We start from the raw sequence: 25,915 nt of genomic DNA, 5'->3' as shown, positions 1-25,915 counted from the left end.
CTCAACCACCGGAGCATGCAACGATCGTGCCCCGTCCGGACATGGGGGAGACATGAGCGCGACGAGCGGTGAGCCGGAGTCCGTCTTCCGCGACGTCTACGTCACCCACTTCGACGCCGTGCTCGGATTCGCGCTCCGGCGGTGCGACCGGCCCGAGGACGCGGCCGACGTCACGGCCGAGACCTTCGTCGTCGCGTGGCGCCGGTTGCGGCACGTCCCGGCGGGCGACGGCACGAGGCCGTGGCTGTACGGCGTCGCGCGGCGGGTGCTTGCCAACCAGCGGCGGGGCGACCTCCGCCGCGCTGCGCTGGGCGCTCGGCTACGAGCCCAGGTCGAGGTCGCGATGCGCGACATCGCCGACGAGGTCGTGCACCGCACGGATGTCACCGCGGCGATGCGACGGCTCAGCGCGCGTGACGAGGAGGTTCTGCAGCTGCACCTGTGGGAGGGACTCGAGCCGCGCGAGATCGCCGATGTGCTCGGCATCTCCAGCGCCGTGGTGCGACCCCGGCTGTCGCGGGCGAAAGCGCGTCTCCGCGAGCTGCTCGGCAACGATCCCGACCCGGCCGGACATCCACCCTCCAGAAGACCCGAGCTCGTCGCGAAGGAGGAGCAGCCATGACCGACCGCACGATCACCGACGGTGGTGTCGCCGGCCTGCCGATCCACGAGGGACGGGCAGAGCTCCTGGAGGAGATCATGGCCATCCCGACCGACCACCAGCACCGCACCAGCGCCACCGACGAGCTCGCCGAGCGGCGCCGTAACCGCTGGTTGCCGGTGGCCGGTGCGGCTGCCGCCGTCGCCGCGATCGCCGCAGCGGTCGCCGTACCCCAGCTCGTGGTCGACGATGAGAAGACCGCCGAGGCGCCCGCCGCTGCGGCCCCCGGCAACGGCGAGATCGCAGTGCTGCAGCGCGATGACTGGTCCCTCGACAACGCCAGCATCGACGAGCGCTGGGGAGGCGAGCTGTCGTACGTCGCCGACGACCAGTCGATCGACTCCACGCCCGCCAACGACTGGGGCGTCACGCTCGACATCAGCTGGGTCCCGGCCGACGAGTACGCCGCGCTGGTGGAGGACCGGGAGCACATCACGAAGCCTCCCGGCCCGGGCGAGCCGGTCGAGGTGCTCGGCAGGCCCGGTCAGCTCTGGTCCTACTCCGCGGACGACCACACGGTGGTCCGGGAGGTCGTCGGCGACTTCGCCCTCGAGCTCCGCGGCACGGGCCTCGCCGAGGCCGACTTCGTCGCGCTGCTCGACGAGCTGGTCGCGATCGCTCCCGCCGATCTCGACGCCCACCTGCCCGACGACTTCGTGACCGACACCGAGCGCTCCGCCGTCATCGAGGAGATGCTCGCCGACGTCCCGCTCCCGGACGGCTTCGTCACCTCCCGGCTGGACGTGATCACAGAGGTGGACCGCTACCAGCTGGGGGCGCGTGTCACCGCCGCTGTCACCTGCGCCTGGATCGGGCAGTTCGCCGACGCGAAGCAGGCCGGTGACCAGGCCGCGATGGACGAGGCCGCTGAGGCGATGGCGACCAGCCGCGACTGGGCGATCCTCGCCGAGATGCAGGCGGACGGGGACTGGTCGAGCGTCATCTGGGACTACGCCGACACGCTCGCCGCCGGCAAGGTCCCGCCGGGCCATCAGCAGGGCCTCGGCTGCATGCACGGCACCGAGGAGTGATCTGCGCGCCGCGGGCGACGGCCCCGTCAATAGGCTGTCGCCCGTGACGCTCGCCAACATCCCGCCCGCCCCGGAGCTGCCCGGGACGCGCCACGTCCACTCGGGCAAGGTGCGCGACCTCTACGAGATCACCGAGGGCGAGCACGCCGGCAGGCTGCTCATGGTTGCGAGCGACCGGCTCTCGATCTTCGACTTCGTGCTCGAGACGACCATCCCCGACAAGGGCGAGATCCTCACCCGCACCTCGCTGTGGTGGTTCGACCAGCTCAAGGACCTGGTGCCCAACCACATCGTGTCGACGGACGTGCCGGCCGAGGTCGCGGGGCGCGCGGTCGTGTGCGACAACCTCGACATGTTTCCCGTCGAGTGCGTCGCCCGCGGCTACCTCACCGGCTCGGGGCTGGTCGACTACGACGCCACGGGCGCGGTCTGCGGGATCCCGCTGCCCGGCGGTCTCGTCGACGGCAGCCGGCTCCCGGAGCCGATCTTCACCCCGGCCACCAAGGCCGACCTCGGCGACCACGACGAGAACGTCGACTTCGCCGCGGTCGTCGCGACCGTCGGCCAGGAGACCGCAGAGGCGCTGCGCGACCTCACCCTCCGGGTCTACGGCCGGGCCGAGGAGATCGCGCGGGAGCGGGGGATCATCCTCGCCGACACGAAGTTCGAGTTCGGGGTGAGGCCGGAGGTTTCGAGGCTCGTCGCTAGCGCTCCTCGCACCTCAACCACCGGCGGGGGGATCGTGCTCGCCGACGAGGTCCTCACCCCCGACTCCTCCCGCTACTGGCCGGCGGCCGAGTGGCAGCCGGGACGCGCGCAGCCGTCGTACGACAAGCAGATCGTGCGCAACTGGGCGCTGTCGCCCGACTCCGGCTGGGACCGCGCCTCGGGCGAGGCCCCGCCGCCGCTGCCGCCGGAGGTCGTCGAGCGCACCCGCAGCCGGTACGTCGAGGCCTACGAGCTGCTCACCGGCGAGAAGTTCTAGGAGCGCGCCGCGCGCGGAGCCGCTACTTTTCGGAGATGCACGCTCCGCGCCACGTGCTCCCGTGGCACGTGGTGGCCCTCCAGTGGTTGGCCAACACCCTCGGCGTCGTCATCACCGTCGCCGACTACCTCTTCCTGCTCCCGCTCCCCGACGAGGCGCGCGCCGGCGACACGGTGCGCGACAACCTGGCCATCGGCCTGGCGCTGACCGCGCTCAGCTGGGTCGTGCTCGCGGTGGTCGGCGCTCCGCGGGTCCATCGCGCCCTCGACTGGACCGTGCGCCGCGAGGACCCCGACGCCGAGGAGCGGCAGCGCACCCTCGAGCTGCCGTGGTTCTTCTTCCGGATGTCCGCCGCGATGTGGGTCCTCCCCGCGGTGGTGCTCTTCGTGTTCAACCTCCGGGTGAGCTGGCTGACCGCCTTCATCAGCTTCGGCGTCGTGTTCACGAGCGGTACGGCGACCGCGGCCACGTCGTACCTGCTGACGACGCGCCTGCTCAAGGAGCCGACCGCGCGGGTGCTCGAGCTCGACCCGCCGCGGGCCGGGGCGACCGCCGGCATCGGCGAGCGGGCGGTGTTCATCTGGGTGCTGACCACGGGCGTGCCCGCGATCGGCCTGATCCTGATGGTGGCGTTCGCCCCGTGGACCGAGCCGTCGTTCGAGCGGCTCGCCGTCGCGTCGCTCGCCGCGGGGACGATGTTCGTGGTCGTGGGGCTGGCCGCGAGCGTGCTGTTCGCCAAGTCCGTCGGCGAGCCGATGCACGAGCTCACCTCCGCCCTCGCGGAGGTCGAGGCGGGCCGCTACGACGTCCACGTCGACGTCAACGAGTGGGGCGAGATCGGCCAGCTCCAGGCCGGCCTCAACAACATGGTCGTGGCGCTGCGCGAGCGCGAGCAGCTGCGCGACCTGTTCGGCCGCCACGTCGGCGCCGACGTGGCCCGTCGGGCGCTGCGGCACGGCGTCGAGCTCGGGGGCGAGGAGGTCGAGGCGGCGGCGCTGTTCGTCGACGTGATCGGCAGCACCACGTTCGCCGCCTCGCGCGGGCCGGCCGAGGTGGTCGCGGCCCTCAACCGGTTCTTCGAGGTCGTCGTGGAGGTCGTCGACGCCCACGAGGGCCTGGTCAACAAGTTCGAGGGCGACGCGGCGCTCTGCATCTTCGGCGCCCCGCTGCGGCTCGACGACCCGGCCGGACGCGCCCTCGCCGCGGCCCGGGTGATGGCCGAGCAGCTGCGTGAGCGGGTCCCCGAGCTCGACGCCGGGATCGGCGTCTCCCAGGGCCTGGTGATCGCCGGCAACGTGGGCGCCACCAGCCGGCTCGAGTACACCGTCATCGGCGACCCGGTGAACGAGGCCGCGCGCCTGACCGAGCAGGCCAAGGACCGGCCCGAGCGGGTCGTGGCCTCGGAGCGGATCGTCCTGTCGGCCGCCGACGAGGAGCGCAGTCGCTGGCAGCTGCTCGACCCGCTGGTGCTGCGCGGTCGGCTCGAGCCGACGGTGCTGGCCGTCCCGGCGGGCTGAGCCGATTCCGGTCGCGGGCGCTCCGCGCCCTAGACTGCGGCGCGTGGCCCGCGTCGTCGTTTCCGTCATGCCGAAGCCCGAGATCCTCGACCCGCAGGGGAAGGCCGTCCAGGGCGCACTGCCCCGACTCGGCTTCACCGGCGTCACCGAGGTGCGTCAGGGCAAGCGCTTCGAGCTCGAGCTCGACGGAGAGGTGACCGACGCGGTCCTCGCCGAGGTCGACAAGATGGCCGAGACGCTGCTGTCGAACCCGGTCATCGAGAACTACACGGTCACCGTCGAGGAGCCGGTCCAGTGAGGGTCGGCGTCGTCACCTTCCCGGGGTCGCTCGACGACGTCGACGCGCGCCGCGCGGTCCGCATCGGCGGCAACGAGGCGGTCGCCCTCTGGCACGCCGACGCCGACCTCAAGGGAGTCGACGCCGTGGTGCTGCCGGGCGGCTTCTCGTACGGCGACTACCTGCGCTGTGGCGCGATCAGCCGGTTCGCGCCCGTCATGGGCGAGGTCGTCGAGGCCGCCGGCCGCGGCCTGCCGGTGCTCGGGATCTGCAACGGCTTCCAGATCCTCTGCGAGTCCCACCTGCTGCCGGGCGCGCTGATCCGCAACGACCACCGCAAGTTCGTGTGCCGCGACCAGCGACTGCGTGTCGAGAACAACCGCACCCCCTGGACGTCGGCCTACGCCGAGGGCCAGGAGATCACGATCGCCCTCAAGAACGGCGAGGGCGGGTTCGTCGCCGACAAGCCCACGCTGGAGCGGATCGAGGGCGAGGGCCAGGTCGTGGCGCGCTACCTCGAGGTCAACCCCAACGGGTCGCTCAACGACATCGCCGGCATCACCAACGAGCGCGGCAACGTCGTCGGCCTGATGCCGCACCCCGAGCACGCCGTCGAGGAGCTCACCGGCACCGGCACCGACGGGCTGGGCTTCTTCACCTCGCTCGCCGAGTCCGTGCTGGCATGAGCCCACGCACCCTCTTCCGGGTCGTCGCGGTCACCGAGGCGATCACCTGGACCGGCCTGCTCGCCGGCATGTTCCTCAAGTACGTCCCCGAGACGACAGAGCTCGGCGTCCAGGTCTTCGGCCCCCTCCACGGCATCGCGTTCATCGCCTACAGCCTGGTGACCGTCCTCGTCGCCGTCGACCAGCGCTGGTCCCGTGGTCGCACGCTCCTCGGCCTCGCCTCGGCGATCCCGCCGCTGATGACCGTGTGGTTCGACCGCCACGTGGAGCGCCAGCACGGCCTGCACAGCGCCTGGCACTCGCGCGAGGACAGCAAGTCCCGCGCCCGCCGGTCGATCGCGTGGCTGCGTGCGCACGGGAGCCTTGCGGCACTCGGCTTCGTCGCCGCGGTCGCGGGCCTCACGGGCGTCGCGCTGCTGGTCGGCCCGCCGGTCGGCTGATCGTCGGCGGCGATCAGGTGCCGGCGTAGTCCAGCCCGATCTCCGCCATCGCCGCTGACAGCCGGTCCAGGGCGATCGGCCCGACGCCGTGCAGAGCGGCGAGGTCACTGCGGGTCCACGCGCTCACGGCCTCGAGCGTGTGTACGTCGACGGCGCGGAGCGCCCGCGTCGCCGGCGCACCGATGGTGCGGGGCAGCGGGGTGCCCTCCCGGCGGGGCGCCCGCTCCCTCGGGCCGTCCTCGGCGTCGATCACAGCCTCGCCGCGCGGCGAGAGGCGATAGCCGATCGCGAGCGACTCGGTCAGCCCGCGCTCCTTGAGCTTGCGGACGTCGCGCTTGAACTCCGGCGTCGGCCGATCCAGCTGCGCGGCGAGCTCCGGTGCCCGGACCTCCGGCTGGTCGTCGATGATCCGCAGCGTGGCGCGCGTCCACGGGCCGACGGGGGAGGCCGCGTCGAGCCGGTCGAGCCCGGCGCGGATCTCGGCCAGCTCCGCAGGGGTCGGCACCGACTCTCGCAGCACCTCGCGCGGGTCGCGGCCGGCGTACCTCAGCCCGACGCGGAACACCTGCCCGGTGGGTCGCGCCGACAGCGCCTGCTTGAGCGCGGCGAGCGACGCGGCGCCGCAGCGGCGCGCGTCCTCGGCGCGCAGCGCGGACAGAGGCACCGCGTCGACGCTGGTGACCTCGAGCAGGCCGACCGCGGTCCGCAGCCGGGTGCCGACCTTGACCCGGGCACGGTCCCACCGGCGGAACGCGAGGTCGATCTCACCGTCGCGGATCGCCTCGAGCTCCGCCGGCCGGATCATCATGCCGTGGAGGATAGAGGCCGGGACCGTCAGCGGCGGCCGTGGTCGAGCTTGACGTTGGTCTTGCCGTTGGCGATGCCGGTCTCCTTCAGCCCGACCCGCTTCTGGTAGGCGCGCACCGCCGACGCCGTCGCGGGGTCGTAGACGCCGGAGATCGGCTGGGACCACACGCCGGCGGCCCGGAGCGCCCGCTGGAGACGGCGTACGGCGGGTCCGGCCGACCCGACCTTCATCACGGTGTTGGCGTTGTCCATGTGCAGCGCGATCCAGTCGTGGACGCTGAACCGGTCGCTGACGGGGAAGCCGCGGTCGCTCTGCCACTGGCGGACGGAGGCGACCGTCGCGTCGTTGTAGACGCCGGAGAGCTTGCCGTCGTAGCGGCCGCGCTCCTTGAGCAGGCACTGGAGCGCCTTGACCTGGACGGTGGCCTCGGTGCCCGGCGAGAGGACGCCGTACTTCTTCGGGTTGATGTTGGTGCCGTTGCAGTGGTCCTCCGGGTCGGCGACCGAGCCACGGCCGACGTCGAGGTAGTTGCGGTCGATGTTGATGGTCACGCCGCCCCACGTCTCGTCGTGGCCGCCCTGGTACTGCTTCACCCGGGCGCCGGGGCGCCAGCCGTCCTCGCGGATGTAGGAGCTGGAGGTGTTGGCGACGCCGTCCCAGCGGGCGAGCCAGAGCATGTCGGGCATCACGTACGTGCCGGGCCTCTTGACCCGCGCGTCGTCGAGGATGAGCACCGACGAGCCCACGCTGCCGTAGACGCCTGACTTGTAGCCGAGCTTGTGGATGCCGGTCGTCCAGGCGCTCAGGAACGACAGCGCCGACTCGCGGCAGTGCCGATTGGTGTGGTCGAACGCCTCGAGGTCGTACCAGAGCGTGCTGCCCTTGGTGATGCCCAGACGCTGCGCGGCGTCGACCGCCTTCACCGCCTCGCGGCGGGCCTGGCGGCGGGCCTTGCCGTAGAGGCCCTCGGCGCCCGGCCGCGGGTTGATCGTCGGGTCGTCGTCGTAGCGCGGGAACCGGTCGCTGCACGACGCCTGCGGGCCGAGCGTGATCGGCAGCAGCCGCCAGCCCTTCTGGAGCTGGGTGCGGATCCACGTCGGCGTCAGGTTGGGTTGCGACCGGCAGGCACGGGAGTTGCCGGAGATGTAGATGCCGACGGAGAGGAACGGCGAGTGGTGGAGCCATGCGTCCATCGCCTTCTGGGTCGGCGCCAGGCACTGGTCGAACCCGTAGCCGGTGAAGTTGCCGGGCGTCACCGGGTTGGGCTCGGCCGCCATCAGGTCGGCGCGCAGCGGAGCGGGCCGCTCGGTCTCGTCCGCCACGCGCACCTGGGCGAGCAGCGCCAGCGCGAGGACGGCCGCGATCGCGGCCGTGGTGAGGCGGGCGAGCGGGGTCGTGAAGCGGGCGGCGAGCGGGGAAGGTGCGGGCCGGGGCTGCATGGCGGGACTCCAGGGAAGTGGCGGTCATGTCCGTCGGAAGCGGCGTCACAATAACCACAGAAATCACACAAGTAACAGCCTTCGCGAATAACTACAAACGCGTAATTCACGTTCGAGGGAATGAATTACATAGGTGTGATTATCGATTTTCCCGACCCTGCCCGATCGGCCGCCCGCGCCCGATGCTGAGCAGCCGCCGGGCGCGGGTTGCGTTAACGTGAGCCCGTGTCGACGCCCCCACGTCGCGGTCGCCCGGTCGCGCTGATCGTCGTGGCGCTGTGCCTGGTCGCCGCGATCTTCGGCGTCGTCGGCGCAGCGCTGTTGTTCGGGGACACGGAGCCGGCGGGCGCGGGTGACGCGCCGGAGGCGGTGGCCTCGGGCGCGGCCGACCCGCAGTCGAGCGCCATGTCGGGCGAGTCGGTCGGCGACGCCGGCAATCGCTCGGACCCGGACGACGACAGGGAGAGCCGACCCCGGCCCACGGGGCCGACCGAGCCGGTGCAGGACGCCGCGGCGGCGTACCGCTGCTGGGACGGGCGCAACACCGCCTCGAGCGCCGACTGCACCACCCAGCCCGACGGCATCCGCGGCCTGCGCTGGGTGTTCCCCGGCGCGGACAGCTGCACCCGGATGCCGGCGAACGGCCGCGTCGTCTACGCCGAGTGCACCATCACCGCCTCCTCCGGGGGCAGCGTCGAGGTGCACTACTCGCAGTGGGAGAGCACCGCCGCGGGGCGCCGCCACTACTTCGACGGCAAGGTGCGCAAGACCTCGCGCTGGCGCGGGCTGCTGCGCTGGGACCTGGTCGCGCAGTCCGGCAGCCACCGCTTCAAGTCGGCGCTGATGTATCCGCGGGCGCCGTGGTCGGTCACGGTCTACGGCTCGTCGGACGCCGACCGCGACGAGGTGCTCGCCCGGGTCCAGTGGCGGGCGCCGCGCAACCTGCGCGGAACGTCGCTCCGCTGACCCTGTTCACGCTGGACCGCCGATTCAGCGGCGCCGCCGCGCGCCGATAGATTGACCCCGTGCTCGACACCGTCTCCGTTGCGTCCGACGATCCCGACCGCGAGCAGCCCTGGGCCGAGCTCGGACTCAAAGCGGACGAGTACCAGCGGATCCGCGAGATCCTCGGCCGCCGCCCCACCGGGGCCGAGCTGGCCATGTACTCGGTCATGTGGAGCGAGCACTGCTCCTACAAGAGCTCCAAGGTCCACCTCAAGCAGTTCGGGGAGATCCCGCAGGAGACGCCCGTCGGCAAGATGCTCGCCGGCATCGGCGAGAACGCCGGCGTCATCGACATCGGCCAGGGTTACGCGGTCACGTTCAAGGTCGAGTCGCACAACCACCCGTCGTACGTCGAGCCCTACCAGGGCGCCGCGACCGGCGTCGGCGGCATCGTCCGCGACATCCTCGCGATGGGCGCCCGCCCGGTCGCGGTGATGGACCCGCTGCGCTTCGGCCCGCTCGAGGCCGACGACACCCACCGGGTGCTGCCGGGGATCGTCGCCGGGGTCGGCGGCTACGGCAACTGCCTGGGCCTGCCCAACATCGGCGGCGAGGCGGTGTTCGACGAGACCTACCTCGGCAACCCGCTGGTCAACGCGCTCTGCGTCGGCGTGCTCAAGCACGAGGACCTGCACCTGGCCAAGGCGTCCGGCACCGGCAACCGGGTGATGCTGTACGGCGCCCGCACCGGGGGCGACGGCATCGGCGGCGTGTCGGTGCTCGCGTCGGAGACGTTCGACGCCGACGGTCCGGCCAAGCGGCCCAGCGTCCAGGTCGGCGACCCGTTCATGGAGAAGCTGCTCATCGAGTGCACGCTCGAGCTCTTCCGCGCCGGGGTCGTCGCCGGCATCCAGGACCTCGGTGGCGCCGGCCTCTCCTGCGCCACCTCCGAGCTCGCCTCGGCCGGTGACGGCGGGATGCGCTGCGAGCTCGACCGGGTCCCGCTGCGCGACTCCACCCTCTCGCCCGAGGAGATCCTCATGAGCGAGAGCCAGGAGCGGATGATGGCCGTCGTCGAGCCGGGCGACGTCGCCGAGTTCCTCGCGATCTGCGCGAAGTGGGACGTCGAGGCGGTCGACATCGGCGAGGTCACCACCACCGGCCGGCTCGAGATCACCTGGCACGGCGAGACGATCGTCGACGTGCCGCCGCGCACCGTCGCCCACGAGGGCCCCGTCTACCAGCGGCCGTTCGCCCGGCCGGACTGGCAGGACGCGCTCCAAGCCGACGCCGCCGAGGCACTGCCGCGGCCCACGACCGGCGCCGAGCTCCGCGACACCCTGCTCAAGCTGGTCGCCAGCCCGAACCTCTGCGACAAGTCGTGGATCACCGACCAGTACGACCGCTACGTCCTCGGCAACACCGTCCTCGCGCAGCCCGCCGACAGCGGCATGATCCGCGTCGACGAGGAGACCCACCTCGGGGTCTCGGTCGCCACCGACTGCAACGGCCGGTTCGCGAAGCTCGACCCCTACGCCGGCGCCCAGCTCGCGCTCGTCGAGTCCTACCGCAACGTCGCCACCGGCGGCGCCCGGCCGCTCGCGGTCAGCGACTGCCTCAACTTCGGCTCGCCCGAGGACACCGACGTCATGTGGCAGTTCGCCGAGGCCTGTCGCGGCCTGAAGGACGCCTGCGTCGAGCTCGGCATCCCGGTCACCGGCGGCAACGTCAGCCTCTACAACCAGACCGGCGAGACTGCGATCCTCCCGACGCCGGTCGTCGCCGTGCTCGGCGTGATCGACGACGTACGGCGCCGCACCCCGTCGTCGTTCCAGGCGGCCGACGAGCGGATCCTGCTCCTCGGCACCACCCGCGAGGAGCTCTCCGGCTCGGAGTGGGCCCACGTGGTGCACGGCCACCTCGGCGGCCTCCCGCCGCAGGTCGACCTCGCTGCCGAGCGTCGGCTCGCCCAGGTGCTGGCGGACGTCGTCGGCATCGTCAAGAGCGCGCACGACCTCTCCGACGGCGGGCTCGCGCAGGCGCTCGCCGAGAGCGCGATGGTGAGCGGCATCGGCGCGACCGTGACCCTCGACGGTGACCCGTTCGTCCAGCTGTTCTCCGAGTCGGCAGCGCGCGCGATCGTCACGGTGCGCGCCGACCAGGTCGCGGAGATCGTCGGATCCGCCGAGGCCCACGGCGTGCCGGTCGCCGAGATCGGCGCCACCGGCGGCGACGCGCTCGTCGTCGAGGGCGTCTTCGACGTACCCCTGGAGGAGCTGCGCGCGGCCTGGACCGCGACGCTGCCCGCCGCGCTGGGCGCCTGAGCCCCGTCAGTCCTTCGGCAGGTCGAACCTCAGGCTGCCGCCGACGGAGTCGGTCAGGCGCTCCTTGGGGGAGTAGCCGCCCCAGCGGTTGAGCAGGGCCAGCTTGTACTCCTGGTCGACCTCGAGCTTGGTGGGCACGTCGCCCTCCTCGACGTCGAAGATCAGCAGGCGCTCGGCCATGCACGACGCGTTGCCCGGCACCGGGCACTCGTTGAGCGCGCCGTCGAACGTCGCGACCGGCTTCTCCTCGTCGAGCGTCGCGTCCAGCTTGGTGCGCCCGCCGATGTAGAGCGCCCCGCCGCCCTCGCCGTCGGCGATGACCCACTGGCGCAGCGTGGTGTGCAGCCGCACGGCGAGCCACTGGTGGCCCTTGTCGGCCCACTCGCCGTTGGCGTAGGGGAGCAGGAGCGGCCCGGTCAGCTCGCACGCGTAGACGATCCGCTCGTCGTGCCAGTCGTCGGAGCCGCAGTCCTCGGGCCGCAGCCGCGCCTCGTCAAGGTCGTAAAGGGCCTCCGCGCGGCCGGCGTCGCGCTTGCGGGTCCGGAGGTCGACCGTCTGGGTGACGCCGTCGAACTCGACGTCCAGGCTGACGTCCGTGGCGTCGCCGTCGGCCACGACGTAGAACGACTCGCCCGCCTCGGACTCCGGGTCGGGCGCGGGCAGCCGGTAGGACTCGCCGTCGGTGACCAGGTCGATGCCGACCGCGGGCGTCTCGCCGAGGAACCCGGCCGCGTCGGGGAACGCGCTCTCCATCCGCCAGGTGATCGGCACCAGGCTCGCGCCGGCGGGCGCCTGGAGCTCCTCGAGCTGGCGGGTGTCGTTGCGCTCCACCGCGTCGACGGGCTTGCCCAGCCACACCTTCAGCTGCCCGGACGGCACGAGCACCGTCGACGCGCGCGGCCCCTCGAACTGGTCGTCCTCGTTGGCCGGGATCACGTCGCCGACGTCGGTCGCACCCGCCTCCTCGTCGTCGCTGCACGCCGCGAGCAGCGGAGCGAGACCCAGGAGGGCACAGGCCAGGACGGCAGTACGACGCATGGGCGCCATTGTGGCGGAACGGCCCACGCGCCGTGCGAAGTGGCCCGAACCGGCGCGGGCGGCGTACCGGCCCGGTTAGGTGCACGCTGATCGCAACCCGTGTGCCGGTGACCACCCCGACCTACGGTCGCCGTCATGCCGACCACCCCCTCCCTCGACCGCACCCACCTCCCGGCCTTCGCCCCGCGCCCGGCCGTCGAGACCGCGGAGACCCGCAACCAGCAGACCGCGCCGTTCCCGCCGCAGCCGCGGCTGACGGCGCCCGAGGGTGCGCCCAACGTGCTCGTGATCCTCCTCGACGACATGGGCTTCGGTGCCTCCTCCGCGTTCGGCGGCCCGTGCCGGATGCCGGTGGCCGAGGAGCTCGCCGACAACGGCCTGCGCTTCGGCCGCTTCCACACCACCGCCATCTGCGCGCCCACCCGGGCGGCGCTGCTGACCGGCCGCAACCATCACAGCGTTGGGATGGGGGTCCTGACCGAGATGGCGACCGACGCACCCGGCTACGACGGCATGCGCGGGCCGGACGCCGCCACCCTCGCGCAGACGCTCAACCTCAACGGCTACGCCACCGGCGCGTTCGGCAAGTGGCACCAGACGCCGGTGTGGGAGCAGACCGCCCGCGGGCCGTTCGACCGGTGGCCGACCAACGAGGGCTTCGAGCGGTTCTACGGCGGGTTCTTCGGCGAGACCAGCCAGTTCACGCCCACCCTCATCGACCAGACCAACCACGTCGAGCTGCCCTCGCAGGAGGAGGGCGACTACCACCTCTCCGAGGACCTGGTCGAGAAGGCGACGGACTGGATCACCCGGGTGCGGGCGCACGACCCCGAGAAGCCGTGGTTCACCTACCTCGCCTTCGGCGCGACGCACGCGCCGTTCCACCTCCCGGAGGAGCTCCGCCGCGACAACCCCTATCGCGGCGAGTTCGCGCACGGCTACACCGAGCAGCGCGAGATCACCCTCGCCCGCCAGAAGGAGCTCGGTCTCGTGCCCGAGGACACCGAGCTCGCACCCTGGCAGGGCGACGTGCCCACCTGGGACGCGCTCGACGACACCCAGCGCACGCTCGCCGAGCGGCTGATGGAGACCTACGCGGCGTTCGCCGAGCACACCGACGCGCAGATCGGCAAGGTCGTCGAGTTCCTGCGTCGCACCGGAGAGCTCGACAACACCCTGATCTTCTACATCCTGGGTGACAACGGCGCCTCCGCCGAGGCTGGGTTCGACGGCACCACCAACGAGGTGCGGGTCTTCAACGGGCTCTTCGACCCGTCCGCCGACATGATCGACCAGCTCGACGAGATCGGCGGCCCGACGACGTACCCGCACTACAACGTGGGCTGGGCCTTCGCGATGGACACCCCCTACCAGTGGGCGAAGCAGGTCGCGTCCCACTACGGCGGAACCCGCAACGGGCTCGTCGTCCACTGGCCGGCCGGCATCCGCGACCGCGGCGCGGTCCGCCAGCAGTGGCACCACGTCATCGACGTCGCCCCGACCATCCTGGAGGCTGCGGGCATCCCGCACCCCGAGAGCGTCAACGGTGTCGCCCAGCGCCCGATCGAGGGCACCTCCTTCCGCTACACGTTCGACGACGGGGACGCGCCCGACCGGCACACGACCCAGTACTTCGAGATGCTCGGCAACCGCGGGATCTACCACGACGGCTGGACCGCCGTCGCCCAGCACCGGGTGCCCTGGAAGCTCTTCGACCCCGCCGACAGCACGTTCGAGGACGACGTCTGGGAGCTCTACGACACGACCTCCGACTGGTCCCAGGCGCGCGACGTCGCGGCTGAGCACCCCGAGAAGCTGGCCGACCTGAAGGAGCTGTTCGCGGCCGAGGCGCGGCGGTTCCAGGTCTTCCCGCTCGACGACGGCGCGGGCGCCCGGGCGTTCGCACAGAGCGGGCGGCCGCGCCGCCAGGTCGCCGTGCTCACGCCGAAGGACAAGTGGGTCCGCGAGCAGCACCTGCCCAACCTCAGGAACGGGTCGTTCGCGGTGACCGCTCACGTCGAGGTGCCGGCGGGCGGTGCCGACGGCGTCGTGGTCGCGCAGGGCAGCCGCTTCGGAGGCTGGTCGCTCTACCTCGACGCCGGGCGCCCGGTCTACCACTACAACTTCCTCGGCACCGAGCACTTCTCCGTGACCGCCGAGCGGCCGCTGGGGGAGGGCCCGCACGAGATCGTCCTCGAGTTCGCCTACGACGGGGCGCCCGGCGAGCTCGGCGGCGGAGGCGTGGCCACGCTGCTGGTCGACGGCACCAAGGTCGGCTCCGGCCGGGTCGGGCGTACGGCGCCGCGAACCTTCGCCGTGGACGAGACCCTCAACGTGGGTGTCGACCGCGGCTCGCCCGTCACCGACGCCTACGGCTTCGACCACGCCAACGCGTTCACCGGCACCGTGCACACCGTCGCGCTCGTCGCAGGCGACACCACCGAGCCGAGCATCGCCGAACAGCTGGAGACCGCGCTCGCCTACCACTGACCGCCCGGCACAATGACGGGGTGCCCGCCCGTCTCCGTCCCGCCGACCCCGCCGACGTCGCCGACGCGCTCACCCGGGTCGCTGCCGGCACCGCCGACCGGGTCGACCTGCGACTGCTGACCAAGCACTACCTCGCGGTGCTCGAGCTGCGCGCCCCCGGCCGGTCGGTGGAGGTCCGCGTGCCGCCGTACGCCGCCGTGCAGTGCGTCGAGGGCGTCCGCCACACCAGGGGTACGCCGCCCGCGGTCATCGAGACCGACGCCGAGACGTGGATCGCGCTCGCGACCGGCCGCCTGACGTGGCCCGATGCGGTCGCCGAGCACCGGGTCACGGCAAGCGGCGAGCGGACCGACCTCGCGCCGTACCTCCCGATCGAGCCCGACTAGCGCGTCGGCTCCCGCTCGATCGCGAGCCGCGGCAGCACCCGGTCGAGCCAGCCCGGCAGCCACCACGCGCGGGTGCCGAGCAGCCGCATCACCGACGGCACGACCAGGCATCTGATCACCACCGCGTCGAGGAGCACGGCGACCGCCATGGCGAGCCCCATCTGCTGGAGCATCCGGTCGGGCGAGGCGATGAACGCGCCGAACACGACGACCATGATCGCGCCGGCGGCAGTGATCACCCCGCCCGTGTGGGCGAGGCCCTCGCGCACGGAGTGCTGCGCGTCGCCGGTGCGGGTCCACTCCTCGTGCATCCGGGACATGAGGAACACCTCGTAGTCCATCGACAGGCCGAACACGATCGCGAAGATCATCACCGGCAGGAACGCCTCGATCGGCCCGGCCTCGGCGCCGAAGCGCCCGTCCTGGAACACCAGCGTGATCGCGCCCATCGACGCCCCGATCGACAGCAGGTTGAGCACGGCGGCCTTGATCGCGATCAGGACCGAGCGGAACACCGCCATCAGCAGCAGGGCCGAGAGCCCGACCACCAGGCCGATGAAGAGCGGGAAGCGGTCGCTCACGGTGGCTGAGTAGTCGACCAGCGCCGCGGTGGGCCCGCCGACGAGGTGGGGCTCGCCCAGGTCGGACCGCAGCTCGGTCACGAGGTCGGAGGTCGCCTCGTCCTGCGGCCCGGTCTCGGGGAACGCCAGCGAGGTGAAGACCTCGCCGTCCTCGGACGGCCGGGGCGGGCTCGCCGCGGCGATGCCGGGATGGCCGGCCACCTCGTCGTACGCCGCGGCCGCCTCCTGCTGGGTGCCCTCGGTCATCACCACCAGCGGGCCGTTGGCGCCCGCGCCGAACTTCTCCTCGACCAGGTCGTAGGCCTGGCGCGTGGTCGTGCTGGAGTGGTCGTTGCCGGCGTCGGAGAAGCCGAGGTTCATGCCGAGGGCGGGGAGCGACAGCGCTCCGAGCGCGAGGAGCGACACGACCAGCGCCGGCCACGGGTAGCGCTGCACGACGCGGGCCCAGGAGCGCCAGCGCTGGCCCGGCACCCGCCCGGTCTTCGCCGCGTGCTTGAGCACGGACCGCTCGATGCGCTTTCCGAACACCGTCAGCAGCGCCGGCAGCAGGGTGAGCGAGGCGATCATCGTCATCAGCACGGTCAGCGCCACGCCGAGGACCACGCCCTGGAGCGAGCCCATCCGCAGCGAGTAGAGACCCGCCAGCGCGAGGATCACGCTCGCCCCGGCGAAGAGCACGGACCGGCCGGCAGTGTCGATCGCGACCCGGGTCGCGGCCTCGCGGTCGGCGTGCAGCAGCAGCTCGCTGCGGAAGCGGGAGAACACCAGGAGCGCGTAGTCGATGCCGACGCCGAGGCCGACGAGCATCAGCATCGGCGCGGTGTAGTCCGGCACCATCGTCAGGTGGGAGATGAGGGTGACCAGCCCGAACGTGGAGCCCACGGCGAAGATCGCGGTCACGATCGGCAGGCTCGCCGCGAGGAACGAGCCGAACATGAACAGCAGGATCACGAGCGCCGCGAGCATCCCGATGCCCTCCGCGCCGCCTCCCGCCTCGCTCTGCTGCGCCTCTCGGATCCCGTCGCCCGACAGCTCGACCTGGAGGTCGTCGGTCGCGTGCTCCTGCGCCGCGTCGATGATCGCCCGGTAGTCCTCCGCCGGCACCTCGCCGGCCGGAGCGTCCATCGCGACGGTGACCAGCGCCGTCGTACCGTCCGCGGAGACGGTGCCGCCGTCCTGTTCGGGCGGCGTGACCGCGGCGACGTGGTCCTGGGCGCCGACCTCCGAGGTGAGGGCCGCGACCGCGTCGGCGTCCGTGTCCCAGCCGCGCTCGTCGTGCAGCACGACGGTCACCGTGTCGCCGGACGTCATGCCGTGCTCCTCCTGGAGCTCGATCATCTCCTGCGACTCGGTGCCCGGCAGCGACATGTCGTTGCGGTAGTCGTCGCCCACGGCGGTCGAGGCGACCGTGATCGCGACGAGCGCCACGAGCCACAGGACGAGTGCGGTCCAGTGGTGGGCCAGCGCGAAGGTCGCGAGCCGCTCCATCCGGTTCGGTACGGCGGCGCGGGGCCGCGCGTCGGTCGTCGTCATCGTCGTCTCCTTCTCGGGTAGCCGCGCTATAGGTAGCGAGCCAACGTATAGACAGACAACATAACGACGGCTGTGTAGCCTGTCTACATGAAGGCAGACGTGCTCCGCGGTCACCTCGACGCGCTGATCCTGGCCGTCGTGGAGGGGGAGCCGCTCCACGGCTACGCGATCATCGAGGCGCTCCAGGTCCGCAGCGGCGGCGAGCTCGACCTGCCGACCGGCACGGTCTACCCGGCACTGCGGCGGCTCGAGGCCGCGGGCTACCTCGACAGCGCGTGGGCCGAGGTCGGCGGCCGGCGGCGCCGCACCTACACGCTCTCCCGGGCCGGCCGGAAGGCGCTCGCGGCGCACCGCGCCGAATGGCGCACCTTCACCGCGGTGGTCGGCGGCGTGCTCGGGGAGGCCTGATGGCTGCGGTCTCAGGGATGTCCCCGATGCGGACCGCCGCCTTCGGGCGCAGACTGGGCCCGATGTCCATCGCGACCTATGTCTCCGACCTCGACGCCGCCCTCGCCGGGCCCCGGCGGGCGCGGCGCGACCTGGTGCGCGAGGCGGCCGACCACCTCGACGACGCCGCGGAGGCCTACGTCGACGCGGGCGTCACTCCGGCGGAGGCCGAGGAGCGGGCGGTCGCCGACTTCGGCACCGTGGCGGAGGTGGCGCCGGGGTTCCAGGCGACCATCGCGCTCGCGTCGGCCCGCCGTACGGCGCTGCTGCTGCTCGTGGCGCTCGGCATCCAGCCGCTGCTGTGGGACGGCGGGCTCGAGATCGCTGGCCACCGGCACAACCCCGACTCGCCGGCCTACCGCGTGCTCGACGCGGGGGTCGAGGTCGTCGGGTTCCTCGGCATCGTCGGTGGGCTGGCCGCCCTCGCGCTGACGCTCGTCGGGCAGCGCTGGGTCACCGACAGCCGGCGCACCGCTCGGGTCGCCGCCTGGTACGGCATGGTCGCCGCCGTGTCGGTGAAGCTGACCGGCGTCTCGCTCATGCTGGTGGCAGGCGCGGTGACGCCCACCGTGATCGCCCTTACGGTGGTCTTCCTGGTGGTTCCGCTGTCGCTGGTGGGCACCTCCGCGCGCCGTACTCTCGCGCTTTGCTGAGTCCCGCGGGGCCGCTTGTAGGTTGAGGCCATGAGCCAGAGCCGCCTCACGACCGACGACCTCAAGTCCCGCATCGCCGCCACCCTCCCGGGCATCCGGAGCGACCTCGAGGACCTCGTCCGCATCGAGTCCGTCAGCGCGGACCCCGCCCGGCTGTCCGAGGTCGAGAAGTCGGCCCAGAAGACGCTGGAGCTGTTCGCGGCCGAGGGCTTCGACGCCGAGATCGTCCGCGCCTACGACGGCGCCCCGCCCGCGATCGTCGGCGAGAAGAAGGGCCCGGAGGGCGCGCCGACGGTGCTGCTCTACGCCCACCACGACGTCCAGCCCGAGAACGACCACGCCGAGTGGGACAGCCCCCCGTACGAGCCGACCGAGCGGGCCGACGCCCACGGCGACGTCCGGCTCTACGGCCGCGGCGCCGCCGACGACAAGGCCGGCATCGTGACCCACCTCGCCGCGGCCCGCGCGTTCGGCGACGACCTCCCGGTCACCCTGCGGCTGTTCATCGAGGGCGAGGAGGAGGTGGCCTCGGCTACCCTTCCGCAGCTGCTCGAGGCCTACAAGGACCGCCTGGCCGCCGACGTGATCGTCATCGCCGACTCCGGCAACTGGGACATCGGCGTCCCGGCGCTCACCACCAGCCTCCGCGGCCTGATCCGGGTCGACGTCGAGGTGCGCACGCTCGACCACGCGGTCCACTCCGGCATGTGGGGCGGGCTCGCGCCCGACGCGATCATGGCGATGGTCCGGATGCTCGACTCGCTGTGGGCGCCCGACGGCTCGCCGGCCGTCGACGGCCTGGTGAGCGGCCCGGCCGCCGACGTCGAGTATCCCGAGGAGCGGCTCCGCGCCGAGTCCGGCGCCATCGAGGGCCTCGAGTGGGTCGGCAGCGGCTCCACCGTCGAGCGGATGTGGACCCAGCCCGCGATCACCGTCACCGGCTTCGACGCCCCGAAGGTCGAGGGCGCGTCCAACACCCTGGTCCCGATGGCGCGGGCGCGCGTCACGGTCCGGATCGCGCCCGGCGACACCAGCGAGAACGCCGTCGCCCGCCTCCAGGAGCACCTCGAGAAGCACGTCCCCTGGGGCGCCCACCTGAGCACGAAGGTCGTCGACACCGGCGAGCCGATCGCCATCGACCCGACCGGGCCGGCGTACGACGCCGCGCGCGCCGCCTTCACCGAGGCCTGGGAGGGCACCGCGCCGGTCGACATGGGCGTCGGCGGCTCGATCCCGTTCATCGCCGACTTCCTCGAGAACTTCCCCGGGGCCTCCGTGCTGGTCACCGGCGTCGAGGACCCCGACACCCGCGCGCACGGCCCCAACGAGGGCCTCCATCTCGCCGAGTTCGAGAAGGTGCTGCTGGCCGAGGCGCTCCTGCTGCGCAACCTGGGCGGGTGAGCGGCGGCGGTGCTGTAACTCAGTGTTAGATCCGCTCCCTCGGTGCTGTGACCGGTCACAGCGCCGAGGGAGCGGTCGTAACACTGAGTTACCCCACGCGCGTGGCCGATCCCACGCCGTCCAGGAATCCGGACTGAGGCCCTCCCGCCGCTAGGCTGGGGACCGTGTGCGGAGTCTTCGGCGTGTGGGCCCCCGGTGAGGACGTAGCCAAGCTCACCTACTTCGGGCTCTACGCCCTTCAGCACCGCGGGCAGGAGTCGGCCGGCATCTCGGTCAGCAACGGCCGTCAGATCCTCGTCTTCAAGGACATGGGCCTGGTCTCGCAGGTGTTCGACGAGAACACCCTGGAGTCGTTCACGGGCCACCTCGCGGTGGGCCACTGCCGCTACTCCACCACCGGCGGCAGCACCTGGCAGAACGCCCAGCCGACGTTCCGCCCGACCGCGCACGGCTCGATCGCCCTCGGCCACAACGGCAACCTGGTCAACACCGCCGACCTCGCGCAGATGGTCACCGACCTGCCGAGCGACGAGGACGAGCTCGACATCCACGCCCAACAGCTCGAGGCGACCACCAACGACACCAGCCTGGTGACGGCGCTGCTCGCGCACCACCCCGACGTCTCGCTGGAGCAGCGGGCCCTCGAGCTGCTGCCGCAGATCAGGGGCGCGTTCTCGTTCGTCTGGATGAACGAGGACACGCTGTACGCCGCCCGCGACCCGGAGGGCATCCGGCCGCTGGTGCTCGGCCGCCTCGACCGCGGCTGGGTCGTCGCGAGCGAGGACGCCGCCCTGGCCACCGTCGGCGCGAGCGTGGTGCGCGAGATCGAACCGGGCGAGCTCATCGTCATCGACGAGTCCGGCCTGCGATCCCACAAGTTCGCCCAACCCCAGCGCAAGGGGTGCGTGTTCGAGTACGTCTACCTCGCCCGGCCCGACGCCAACATCGCCGGCCGCAGCGTCCACGAGGCACGCGTCGAGATGGGCCGCCAGCTCGCCCGCGAGTTCCCGGTCGACGCCGACCTGGTCATCCCCGTCCCCGAGTCCGGCACTCCGCCCGCCACCGGCTACGCCGAGGAGTCGGGCATCCCGTTCGGCCAGGGCTTCGTGAAGAACTCGTACGTCGGCCGCACCTTCATCCAGCCGAGCCAGACCCTGCGTCAGCTGGGCATCCGGCTCAAGCTCAACGCCCTCGAGCACATGATCCGCGGCAAGCGGATCGTGGTGGTCGACGACTCGATCGTGCGCGGCAACACCCAGCGCGCCCAGGTCCGGATGCTCCGCGAGGCCGGCGCGACCGAGGTGCACGTGCGGATCTCGAGCCCGCCGGTGAAGTGGCCCTGCTTCTACGGCATCGACTTCGCCACCCGCGCCGAGCTGATCGCCAACGGGCTCGACGTCGACGAGATCGCGGCGAGCATCGGAGCCGACAGCCTCGGCTACATCTCGCTCGACGGGATGATCGAGGCGACCGACCAGCCGGCCAGCAGCCTCTGCACGGCCTGCTTCACGGGCGACTACCCGATCCCGCTGCCCGACGAGAGCCTCCTCGGCAAGCACCTGCTCGAGGCGACGATCGCCGCGCCGCGCGAGGCGCTGCCCGTCCTCAACAACCCGTAAGGAACGACGTTGACCGACAACCAAGGCAACGCCTACGCCCAGGCCGGCGTCGACATCCACGCCGCCGACCGCGCGGTCGACCTGATGAAGACCTGGGTCGAGAAGGCGCGTCGGCCCGAGATGGTGGGCGGGCTCGGCGGGTTCGCCGGCCTCTTCGACGCGAGCGCGCTGACGTCGTACAAGCGGCCGCTGCTGGCCACCTCGACCGACGGCGTCGGCACCAAGGTCGCGGTCGCGCAGATGATGGACAAGCACGACACGATCGGCTTCGACCTGGTCGGCATGGTCGTCGACGACCTGGTCGTCTGCGGCGCCGAGCCGCTGTTCATGACCGACTACATCGCCACGGGCAAGGTCGTGCCCGAGCGGATCGCCGCGATCGTCAAGGGCATCGCCGAGGCCTGCGTCGAGGCCGGCTGCGCGCTCGTCGGCGGCGAGACCGCGGAGCACCCCGGCCTCCTCGCGCCCGACGAGTACGACGTCGCCGGCGCCACCACCGGCGTGGTGGAGGCCGACGGCCTGCTCGGCCCCGGCCGGGTCCGCCCGGGCGACGTCGTCATCGCGATGGCGGCGAGCGGCCTGCACTCCAACGGCTACTCCCTGGCCCGGCACGTCTTCTTCACCCAGGCCGGGTGGACCGTCGACCGGCAGGTCGACGAGCTCGGCCGCACGCTCGGCGAGGAGCTCCTCGAGCCGACCCGGATCTACACCAAGGCCGGCCTGGCCCTCGCCCGAGAGACCGAGACCCACGCGATGGCCCACGTCACGGGCGGCGGCCTGGCCAACAACCTCGCCCGGGTGATGCCGGTCGAGCTCGCGGCCACGATCGACCGGACCACCTGGACGCCCGGCCCGGTCTTCGACCTGGTCCGCCAGGTCGGCGACGTCTCCCAGCCCGACCTCGAGGCCACGCTCAACTGCGGCGTCGGCATGGTCGCGCTGACCGCGCCCGACTCCGTCGACACCGCTCTGGCGCGCCTCGCCGACCACGGGATCGACGCCTGGGTCGCGGGCGAGGTCGTGGTCGATCCGCAGCAGCAGGGGTCGGTCAACCTCGTCGGCCAGCACCCCGGCTGGTAGGAGACGCACGAAACACGGCCCAACGCGCCGCCCGACGTGCGGGAACACCCACCTAACAGGTAGCGTTGTCCCCACGAGATTGAGTAACCAGTAGCCCGGGGACAGGCGCCCCGGCCAAGTGTGCGAGGGGGCTGGACCCTATGGGCCGCGGCCGAGCGAAAGCCAAGCAGACGAAGGTCGCACGCGACCTGAAGTACCGCACTCACGAGGTGGACATCGGGGCGCTCGCACGCGAGCTCCACGGTGACGACTCCTCGGAGAAGCGGGACGCCGAGGTCCCGGAGGACCTCGACAAGTGGTCGGACTACGCCGACCCGCGCGACTGACCCCGCTCAGCCTGGATCAGTCCGCCTCCTCCACACCGCGCAGCAGCACAACGTCGCCGTGCGTGCCGTAGCCCGGTAGCGCGCCTCCGTAGCGCGTCCCGTCGAAGGTCACCAGCCACCACTCGCCGGAGCCGCGACCGGTCGCGCCGCCGGGCGCGGGCGGCACGAGCGTGGGCCACGGGATGTTCGTCGGGTACGGCGCCCGCAGCGTGCCCGTCTGGTGGAGCGCACCGTTGAGGGCGAACACCGGGTACTGCGCGCGCCGCCCCCGCGGGTTGTCCGGCCCGTCGCTGGCCAGCAGCAGCCACCCGTCGCCGTGCGGGAGGATCGTCGTCCCCTCGGTCGCGGTGCGGTCGGTGACCGCGCCGCGCAGCGTCAGGTCGTCGAGGGACGGCCCGGCGGCGTACGCCGGGTGGAAGTCGAAGAAGCGGCGCGCGCTGACGAACCCCACCAGCCACTCGGTGCCCGTGTGCACCAGGTGCGGGTCCCAGACGCCGACCGACGCCAGCCCGTCGGTCGGCACGGCGAGCTCGCGGGTCGGCAGCCGGTGGCGGCCGGTGAGCAGGTCCGCGCCGGTCTCGGCCAGCGTGATGCGCATCGACGCATCCTTGGCCCGCGGGTCGAAGTCGCCCCAGGTCGACGTCGCGACCAGCCAGCGGTCGCCGTCGCGCACGAGGTGCGTGGCGTGGTCGCCGTAGCCCCCCGGCGCGTCGGGTCGCTCGAAGAACAGGTCGCTGAGATGGCGCAGCTCGGGGGTGTCGGGATCGATGGACCAGACGGACGTGTGCGCCGTGTCGAAGAATCCGGGGCCGGCGCTGGTCGCCGTCAGCAGCACGGGGCCGTCGGGCCCGTCGGGGCGGTACGGCGAGCCGTCGCGCTCGGTGACCAGCCGCAGGTCGCGCAGGCCCAGCCGGCCGAACCCGCCCGCCCGCCAGCCGGACACCGGGGCGGGGCCGTCGTCCCCCGACCACGACCAGCTGCTCTCCAGGGTGGCGAGCCAGCCGAGGTCGCGGACGTCGACGCCGAGGTCCTCCAGGCCGACCCGCGCCCGCACGACCCAGTGCCCGCGCTCTTCAGTGAGCGCGGAGACGTGGGTGCCGGTGAGCGCGAGCCCGACCCGGGTCGGTGAGACCGGCGCCCGACCGTGGCGCCGGCTGCGGTGGACCGTCGACTCGCCGCCGGTCGTCACCTCGAGGTCGGCGTCGCGACGCTTGGGCTCCAGGCGCACCGCGAGCCTGGTCCCGTCAGCCGCCGCCAGGGCCAGCGACAGCCGGCCCGCCGGCGCGTCGCCGGTGAGGTCCACCTCGACGGCGGCGTACGGCGCCGGGTGCGGCGTGGGAGCTGAGGCGGAGCGGGGGACCGCGGCGTCGTACTCCTCCGAGAAGGAGACGGTGCCGACGACGGCGACCGGGCGAAGCCGGGTCGCGACCTCGAACTGGGGGAACACTTCTCGACTCTTGTCGACGCCGGGCGCCGACTCAAGGCGACGTGCCCGTCATCGGCATTCTGATCACGCTGATCGCAAACGAGATCATTCCGGCGGGTCGGGGCATTGTGACGACATGACCTCCCTACGATGCGCGCTCGCGGCCCTGCTCGTGCTGCTCGCGCTCCTCGGGGCCGTGGCCGCCGCACCGGCCGCGGCCGCGGAGGAGCGCGGCGAGGGTGGGTCCGAGCAGCGCGCCGAGATGGCGACCACGACGGCCGGCCGCGAGGACACCCTCGGGCTGATCGCCGGCGGCGCCGCGTTGGTGATCCTGGCCGGCATCGCCGGCGGGGCCTGGCGCAGCCACCGCGACCCGCGCGCCGCCGCGCTCGGGCACTGAGGACCGGCGCGTCCGGAGGGCCCGAGAACGACCAACGCCCGCGATGCCGTGTGGGGCGGCGTCGCGGGCGTTGGAAGCCCCGCCGGCGTCTCGGGTCACCGGCGGGGCAAGAAATATGATGCCGCGCCGGAGGGCGTGTTGTCCCTAGTTCACGAAAGAAAACTTCTGAATGTGGCGCAGGTAATCATCGGATGAAATCCGGCGCGGCTCAGGAGATGTCGGCGACGAGCCAGCCGCCACGGTCGGGCACGACCGACACCCGGAGGGTGCGCGGCTCGCCGTACGGCTCCCAGTCGTCGGCCTCGGTACGGCGCTCGGTGTCGACGTCGACCGTGACGGTCCAGCCCTCGCCCTCGGCGCGGCTGGCGTCGGAGTCGAGCACGATCGTGCGCTGCAGGGTGCGGGCGGCCACGAGCTCGTCCCAGGCCGCCGCCTCGGCGGGCACGTCCTCGCCGAACAGCTCGCGGAGCTCGGCCGCGAACGCCTCGGTCGCGTAAGGCTCCACCCGGTCGAGGAACGCGCGGTGGTCCTGGTCGCGCCAGGAGAACTCGGTGTAGGCGACCACGGCGCAGCGGGCGACGCGTGCGACCTGCTGCTCCTCGGCGGTCGCCGCGGCCGCGTCGGGCGGGCAGCTGACCTGCTCTCCCTCGCGGTCGTCGTCGACCTCCGGTGGCCGCTCGGACGGCGACGCGGAAGTGGTCGGCCCGGCGGCCGGGTCCTCGCCGCTGTCGCTGCAGCCGGCCACGGTCGCGACGGCGAGGAGCCCGGCCAGTACGCCGAGCACGGTCCTGCGCGTCCTCATGCGTCACCGTCCTCGGCCGTGCGGTTCTCGTAGCCGTAGACCCGCCAGCCCACGCCGTCCTCGGGCAGGTCGACGACGCGGACGCCGAGCACCCACGCACCGCCGGGCGAGCGCACCTCGACGTCGACGTCGGCAGCCGTGTCGCCGGAGTCGACCACCTCGGCGGCGACGAAGCGCCCGGACGGGACGTTGGCGGGGTCGACCTGCCGCAGCCGGGCGTAGAGCTGCCGGGTCACGAGCGGTCGCAGCTCGGCGAGCCACGCGCGCGACTCCGGGTCGAGGAACCGGGTGGTGAACCTCTCGACGACGGGCTCCCAGTCGCCGCGCGCCTGCTCGGTGTCGGCGCGACCTCCGTAGGTGCTGGTGGCGTAGGGGTCCCAGGGACCGCCGGCGCCGCCGCCGTCGTCGTCATCGTCGGCGCCGGCGCTCGCCGTCGGCGACTCGTCGTCATCGCCCGGTGCCAGGTCGGCGAGGTCGCCCGGCGCCAGGAACATCACGGTCGCGACCACGAGCGCGACCAGCAGTCCGAGCGCGAGGATCCAGACCGCGGAGTCGGGGAAGCCGCCGGAGCGGCCCGACCCCTTCCGCTCGACGACCTTCTTGCGCGTCCCCTGTGCCAA

General features: G+C 72.5%; 25 protein-coding genes. 18 read left to right on the top strand and 7 right to left on the bottom strand.

Annotated features, from left to right (window positions below):
- Nucleotides 1-52 precede the first annotated feature (52 nt).
- Genes HNR19_RS18560 through HNR19_RS18530 form a run of 7 tightly spaced genes read left to right on the top strand, consistent with a single transcriptional unit; the run spans nt 53 to nt 5,597 of the window.
- A complete protein-coding gene (locus tag HNR19_RS18560; RefSeq protein WP_179669291.1) occupies nt 53-622 on the top strand; it encodes an RNA polymerase sigma factor in 570 nt (189 codons plus the stop codon).
- Nucleotides 619-1,692, top strand: coding sequence for a hypothetical protein (locus HNR19_RS18555; RefSeq protein WP_179669290.1), 1,074 nt, complete (start codon nt 619-621; stop codon nt 1,690-1,692). The genes HNR19_RS18560 and HNR19_RS18555 overlap by 4 nt, the downstream gene beginning before the upstream one ends.
- A 43-nt stretch (nt 1,693-1,735) precedes the next feature.
- On the top strand, nt 1,736-2,677 hold the full coding sequence (locus HNR19_RS18550; RefSeq protein ID WP_179669289.1) for a phosphoribosylaminoimidazolesuccinocarboxamide synthase: 942 nt from the start codon (nt 1,736-1,738) through the stop codon (nt 2,675-2,677).
- Nucleotides 2,678-2,712: 35 nt separating this feature from the next.
- The gene (locus HNR19_RS18545; RefSeq protein WP_179669288.1) at nt 2,713-4,194 is read left to right on the top strand and encodes an adenylate/guanylate cyclase domain-containing protein; all 1,482 of its coding nucleotides are present in this window, start codon (nt 2,713-2,715) and stop codon (nt 4,192-4,194) included.
- 43 nt (nt 4,195-4,237) lie between these two features.
- Nucleotides 4,238-4,492 carry a phosphoribosylformylglycinamidine synthase subunit PurS gene (gene purS / locus HNR19_RS18540; RefSeq protein ID WP_179669287.1) on the top strand — a complete coding sequence of 85 codons (255 nt, stop codon included), beginning with the start codon at nt 4,238-4,240 and terminating at the stop codon, nt 4,490-4,492.
- Nucleotides 4,489-5,157: a phosphoribosylformylglycinamidine synthase subunit PurQ gene (gene purQ / locus HNR19_RS18535; RefSeq protein ID WP_179669286.1), complete on the top strand. Its 669-nt coding sequence runs from the start codon at nt 4,489-4,491 to the stop codon at nt 5,155-5,157. Before purS ends, purQ begins: the two co-directional genes overlap by 4 nt.
- Nucleotides 5,154-5,597: a DUF3817 domain-containing protein gene (locus HNR19_RS18530; protein WP_179669285.1), complete on the top strand. Its 444-nt coding sequence runs from the start codon at nt 5,154-5,156 to the stop codon at nt 5,595-5,597. Before purQ ends, HNR19_RS18530 begins: the two co-directional genes overlap by 4 nt.
- A gap of 13 nt (nt 5,598-5,610) precedes the next feature.
- Here HNR19_RS18530 and HNR19_RS18525 read toward each other — a convergent pair whose 3' ends face one another.
- Entirely contained in the window at nt 5,611-6,405 is a 795-nt protein-coding gene (locus tag HNR19_RS18525) for a hypothetical protein (RefSeq protein ID WP_179669284.1), read from the bottom strand.
- A gap of 26 nt (nt 6,406-6,431) precedes the next feature.
- On the bottom strand, nt 6,432-7,844 hold the full coding sequence (locus HNR19_RS18520) for a glycoside hydrolase domain-containing protein (protein ID WP_179669283.1): 1,413 nt from the start codon (nt 7,842-7,844) through the stop codon (nt 6,432-6,434).
- Between the two features lie 225 nt (nt 7,845-8,069).
- Between HNR19_RS18520 and HNR19_RS18515 the strand changes: the two genes are divergently transcribed.
- Together HNR19_RS18515 and purL are read left to right on the top strand one after the other, a co-directional pair.
- The gene (locus HNR19_RS18515; protein WP_179669282.1) at nt 8,070-8,810 is read left to right on the top strand and encodes a hypothetical protein; all 741 of its coding nucleotides are present in this window, start codon (nt 8,070-8,072) and stop codon (nt 8,808-8,810) included.
- 59 nt (nt 8,811-8,869) lie between these two features.
- Nucleotides 8,870-11,113: a phosphoribosylformylglycinamidine synthase subunit PurL gene (gene purL / locus HNR19_RS18510; protein ID WP_179669281.1), complete on the top strand. Its 2,244-nt coding sequence runs from the start codon at nt 8,870-8,872 to the stop codon at nt 11,111-11,113.
- A gap of 6 nt (nt 11,114-11,119) precedes the next feature.
- Here purL and HNR19_RS18505 read toward each other — a convergent pair whose 3' ends face one another.
- Nucleotides 11,120-12,151 (bottom strand): hypothetical protein, encoded by a 1,032-nt coding sequence (locus tag HNR19_RS18505; protein ID WP_179669280.1) that lies wholly within the window; start codon nt 12,149-12,151, stop codon nt 11,120-11,122.
- Nucleotides 12,152-12,286: 135 nt separating this feature from the next.
- On the opposite strand from HNR19_RS18505, the gene HNR19_RS18500 reads away from it, so the two are divergent.
- Both HNR19_RS18500 and HNR19_RS18495 read left to right on the top strand, forming a co-directional pair.
- The gene (locus HNR19_RS18500) at nt 12,287-14,641 is read left to right on the top strand and encodes an arylsulfatase (RefSeq protein WP_179669279.1); all 2,355 of its coding nucleotides are present in this window, start codon (nt 12,287-12,289) and stop codon (nt 14,639-14,641) included.
- Nucleotides 14,642-14,661: 20 nt separating this feature from the next.
- The gene (locus HNR19_RS18495) at nt 14,662-15,027 is read left to right on the top strand and encodes a sterol carrier family protein (RefSeq protein WP_179669278.1); all 366 of its coding nucleotides are present in this window, start codon (nt 14,662-14,664) and stop codon (nt 15,025-15,027) included.
- On the opposite strand, the gene HNR19_RS18490 is transcribed toward HNR19_RS18495, so the two are convergent.
- Nucleotides 15,024-17,141 (bottom strand): MMPL family transporter, encoded by a 2,118-nt coding sequence (locus HNR19_RS18490; RefSeq protein WP_218910313.1) that lies wholly within the window; start codon nt 17,139-17,141, stop codon nt 15,024-15,026. The two genes, HNR19_RS18495 and HNR19_RS18490, sit on opposite strands and share 4 nt — an antisense overlap.
- A gap of 87 nt (nt 17,142-17,228) precedes the next feature.
- Between HNR19_RS18490 and HNR19_RS18485 the strand changes: the two genes are divergently transcribed.
- The 6 genes from HNR19_RS18485 (at nt 17,229) to HNR19_RS18460 (ending at nt 22,667) form a co-directional block, all read left to right on the top strand.
- A complete protein-coding gene (locus HNR19_RS18485; RefSeq protein ID WP_179669277.1) occupies nt 17,229-17,549 on the top strand; it encodes a PadR family transcriptional regulator in 321 nt (106 codons plus the stop codon).
- 62 nt (nt 17,550-17,611) lie between these two features.
- Nucleotides 17,612-18,241: a permease prefix domain 1-containing protein gene (locus tag HNR19_RS18480; protein ID WP_179669276.1), complete on the top strand. Its 630-nt coding sequence runs from the start codon at nt 17,612-17,614 to the stop codon at nt 18,239-18,241.
- 30 nt (nt 18,242-18,271) lie between these two features.
- Nucleotides 18,272-19,642 carry a dipeptidase gene (locus tag HNR19_RS18475; RefSeq protein WP_179669275.1) on the top strand — a complete coding sequence of 457 codons (1,371 nt, stop codon included), beginning with the start codon at nt 18,272-18,274 and terminating at the stop codon, nt 19,640-19,642.
- Between the two features lie 164 nt (nt 19,643-19,806).
- On the top strand, nt 19,807-21,261 hold the full coding sequence (purF, locus tag HNR19_RS18470; protein ID WP_343047270.1) for an amidophosphoribosyltransferase: 1,455 nt from the start codon (nt 19,807-19,809) through the stop codon (nt 21,259-21,261).
- A 9-nt stretch (nt 21,262-21,270) separates the two neighbouring features.
- A complete protein-coding gene (purM, locus tag HNR19_RS18465; RefSeq protein WP_179669274.1) occupies nt 21,271-22,341 on the top strand; it encodes a phosphoribosylformylglycinamidine cyclo-ligase in 1,071 nt (356 codons plus the stop codon).
- A gap of 140 nt (nt 22,342-22,481) precedes the next feature.
- The gene (locus HNR19_RS18460) at nt 22,482-22,667 is read left to right on the top strand and encodes a DUF3073 domain-containing protein (protein WP_179669273.1); all 186 of its coding nucleotides are present in this window, start codon (nt 22,482-22,484) and stop codon (nt 22,665-22,667) included.
- A 16-nt stretch (nt 22,668-22,683) separates the two neighbouring features.
- Here HNR19_RS18460 and HNR19_RS18455 read toward each other — a convergent pair whose 3' ends face one another.
- Nucleotides 22,684-24,114 (bottom strand): hypothetical protein, encoded by a 1,431-nt coding sequence (locus HNR19_RS18455; protein ID WP_179669272.1) that lies wholly within the window; start codon nt 24,112-24,114, stop codon nt 22,684-22,686.
- A 115-nt stretch (nt 24,115-24,229) separates the two neighbouring features.
- Here HNR19_RS18455 and HNR19_RS18450 point away from each other — a divergent pair, with 115 nt between their 5' ends.
- Nucleotides 24,230-24,493: a hypothetical protein gene (locus HNR19_RS18450; RefSeq protein ID WP_179669271.1), complete on the top strand. Its 264-nt coding sequence runs from the start codon at nt 24,230-24,232 to the stop codon at nt 24,491-24,493.
- 208 nt (nt 24,494-24,701) lie between these two features.
- Here the strand turns inward: HNR19_RS18450 and HNR19_RS18445 are convergent, their stop codons facing one another.
- On the bottom strand, nt 24,702-25,295 hold the full coding sequence (locus HNR19_RS18445) for a hypothetical protein (RefSeq protein WP_179669270.1): 594 nt from the start codon (nt 25,293-25,295) through the stop codon (nt 24,702-24,704).
- A complete protein-coding gene (locus HNR19_RS18440) occupies nt 25,292-25,915 on the bottom strand; it encodes a hypothetical protein (protein ID WP_179669269.1) in 624 nt (207 codons plus the stop codon). The genes HNR19_RS18445 and HNR19_RS18440 overlap by 4 nt, the downstream gene beginning before the upstream one ends.

Source organism: Nocardioides thalensis (assembly GCF_013410655.1).
In the GTDB taxonomy this organism is placed as follows: Bacteria; Actinomycetota; Actinomycetes; order Propionibacteriales; family Nocardioidaceae; genus Nocardioides; species Nocardioides thalensis.
Note: the sequence above shows the minus strand (reverse complement) of the source record. Positions and strands in the feature narration are given on the sequence as shown.

What these genes read in the sequence shown, in the direction of transcription:
- HNR19_RS18520 (WP_179669283.1), bottom strand. Translation starts at nt 7,844, where the DNA reads ATGCAGCCCCGGCCCGCACCTTCCCCGCTCGCCGCCCGCTTCACGACC.
- HNR19_RS18545 (WP_179669288.1), top strand. Translation starts at nt 2,713, where the DNA reads ATGCACGCTCCGCGCCACGTGCTCCCGTGGCACGTGGTGGCCCTCCAG.
- HNR19_RS18475 (WP_179669275.1), top strand. Translation starts at nt 18,272, where the DNA reads ATGAGCCAGAGCCGCCTCACGACCGACGACCTCAAGTCCCGCATCGCC.
- HNR19_RS18445 (WP_179669270.1), bottom strand. Translation starts at nt 25,295, where the DNA reads ATGAGGACGCGCAGGACCGTGCTCGGCGTACTGGCCGGGCTCCTCGCC.
- HNR19_RS18490 (WP_218910313.1), bottom strand. Translation starts at nt 17,141, where the DNA reads ATGACGACGACCGACGCGCGGCCCCGCGCCGCCGTACCGAACCGGATG.
- HNR19_RS18555 (WP_179669290.1), top strand. Translation starts at nt 619, where the DNA reads ATGACCGACCGCACGATCACCGACGGTGGTGTCGCCGGCCTGCCGATC.
- HNR19_RS18480 (WP_179669276.1), top strand. Translation starts at nt 17,612, where the DNA reads ATGTCCATCGCGACCTATGTCTCCGACCTCGACGCCGCCCTCGCCGGG.
- HNR19_RS18500 (WP_179669279.1), top strand. Translation starts at nt 12,287, where the DNA reads ATGCCGACCACCCCCTCCCTCGACCGCACCCACCTCCCGGCCTTCGCC.
- HNR19_RS18450 (WP_179669271.1), top strand. Translation starts at nt 24,230, where the DNA reads ATGACCTCCCTACGATGCGCGCTCGCGGCCCTGCTCGTGCTGCTCGCG.
- HNR19_RS18525 (WP_179669284.1), bottom strand. Translation starts at nt 6,405, where the DNA reads ATGATGATCCGGCCGGCGGAGCTCGAGGCGATCCGCGACGGTGAGATC.
- HNR19_RS18560 (WP_179669291.1), top strand. Translation starts at nt 53, where the DNA reads ATGAGCGCGACGAGCGGTGAGCCGGAGTCCGTCTTCCGCGACGTCTAC.
- HNR19_RS18505 (WP_179669280.1), bottom strand. Translation starts at nt 12,151, where the DNA reads ATGCGTCGTACTGCCGTCCTGGCCTGTGCCCTCCTGGGTCTCGCTCCG.
- HNR19_RS18530 (WP_179669285.1), top strand. Translation starts at nt 5,154, where the DNA reads ATGAGCCCACGCACCCTCTTCCGGGTCGTCGCGGTCACCGAGGCGATC.
- HNR19_RS18485 (WP_179669277.1), top strand. Translation starts at nt 17,229, where the DNA reads ATGAAGGCAGACGTGCTCCGCGGTCACCTCGACGCGCTGATCCTGGCC.
- HNR19_RS18460 (WP_179669273.1), top strand. Translation starts at nt 22,482, where the DNA reads ATGGGCCGCGGCCGAGCGAAAGCCAAGCAGACGAAGGTCGCACGCGAC.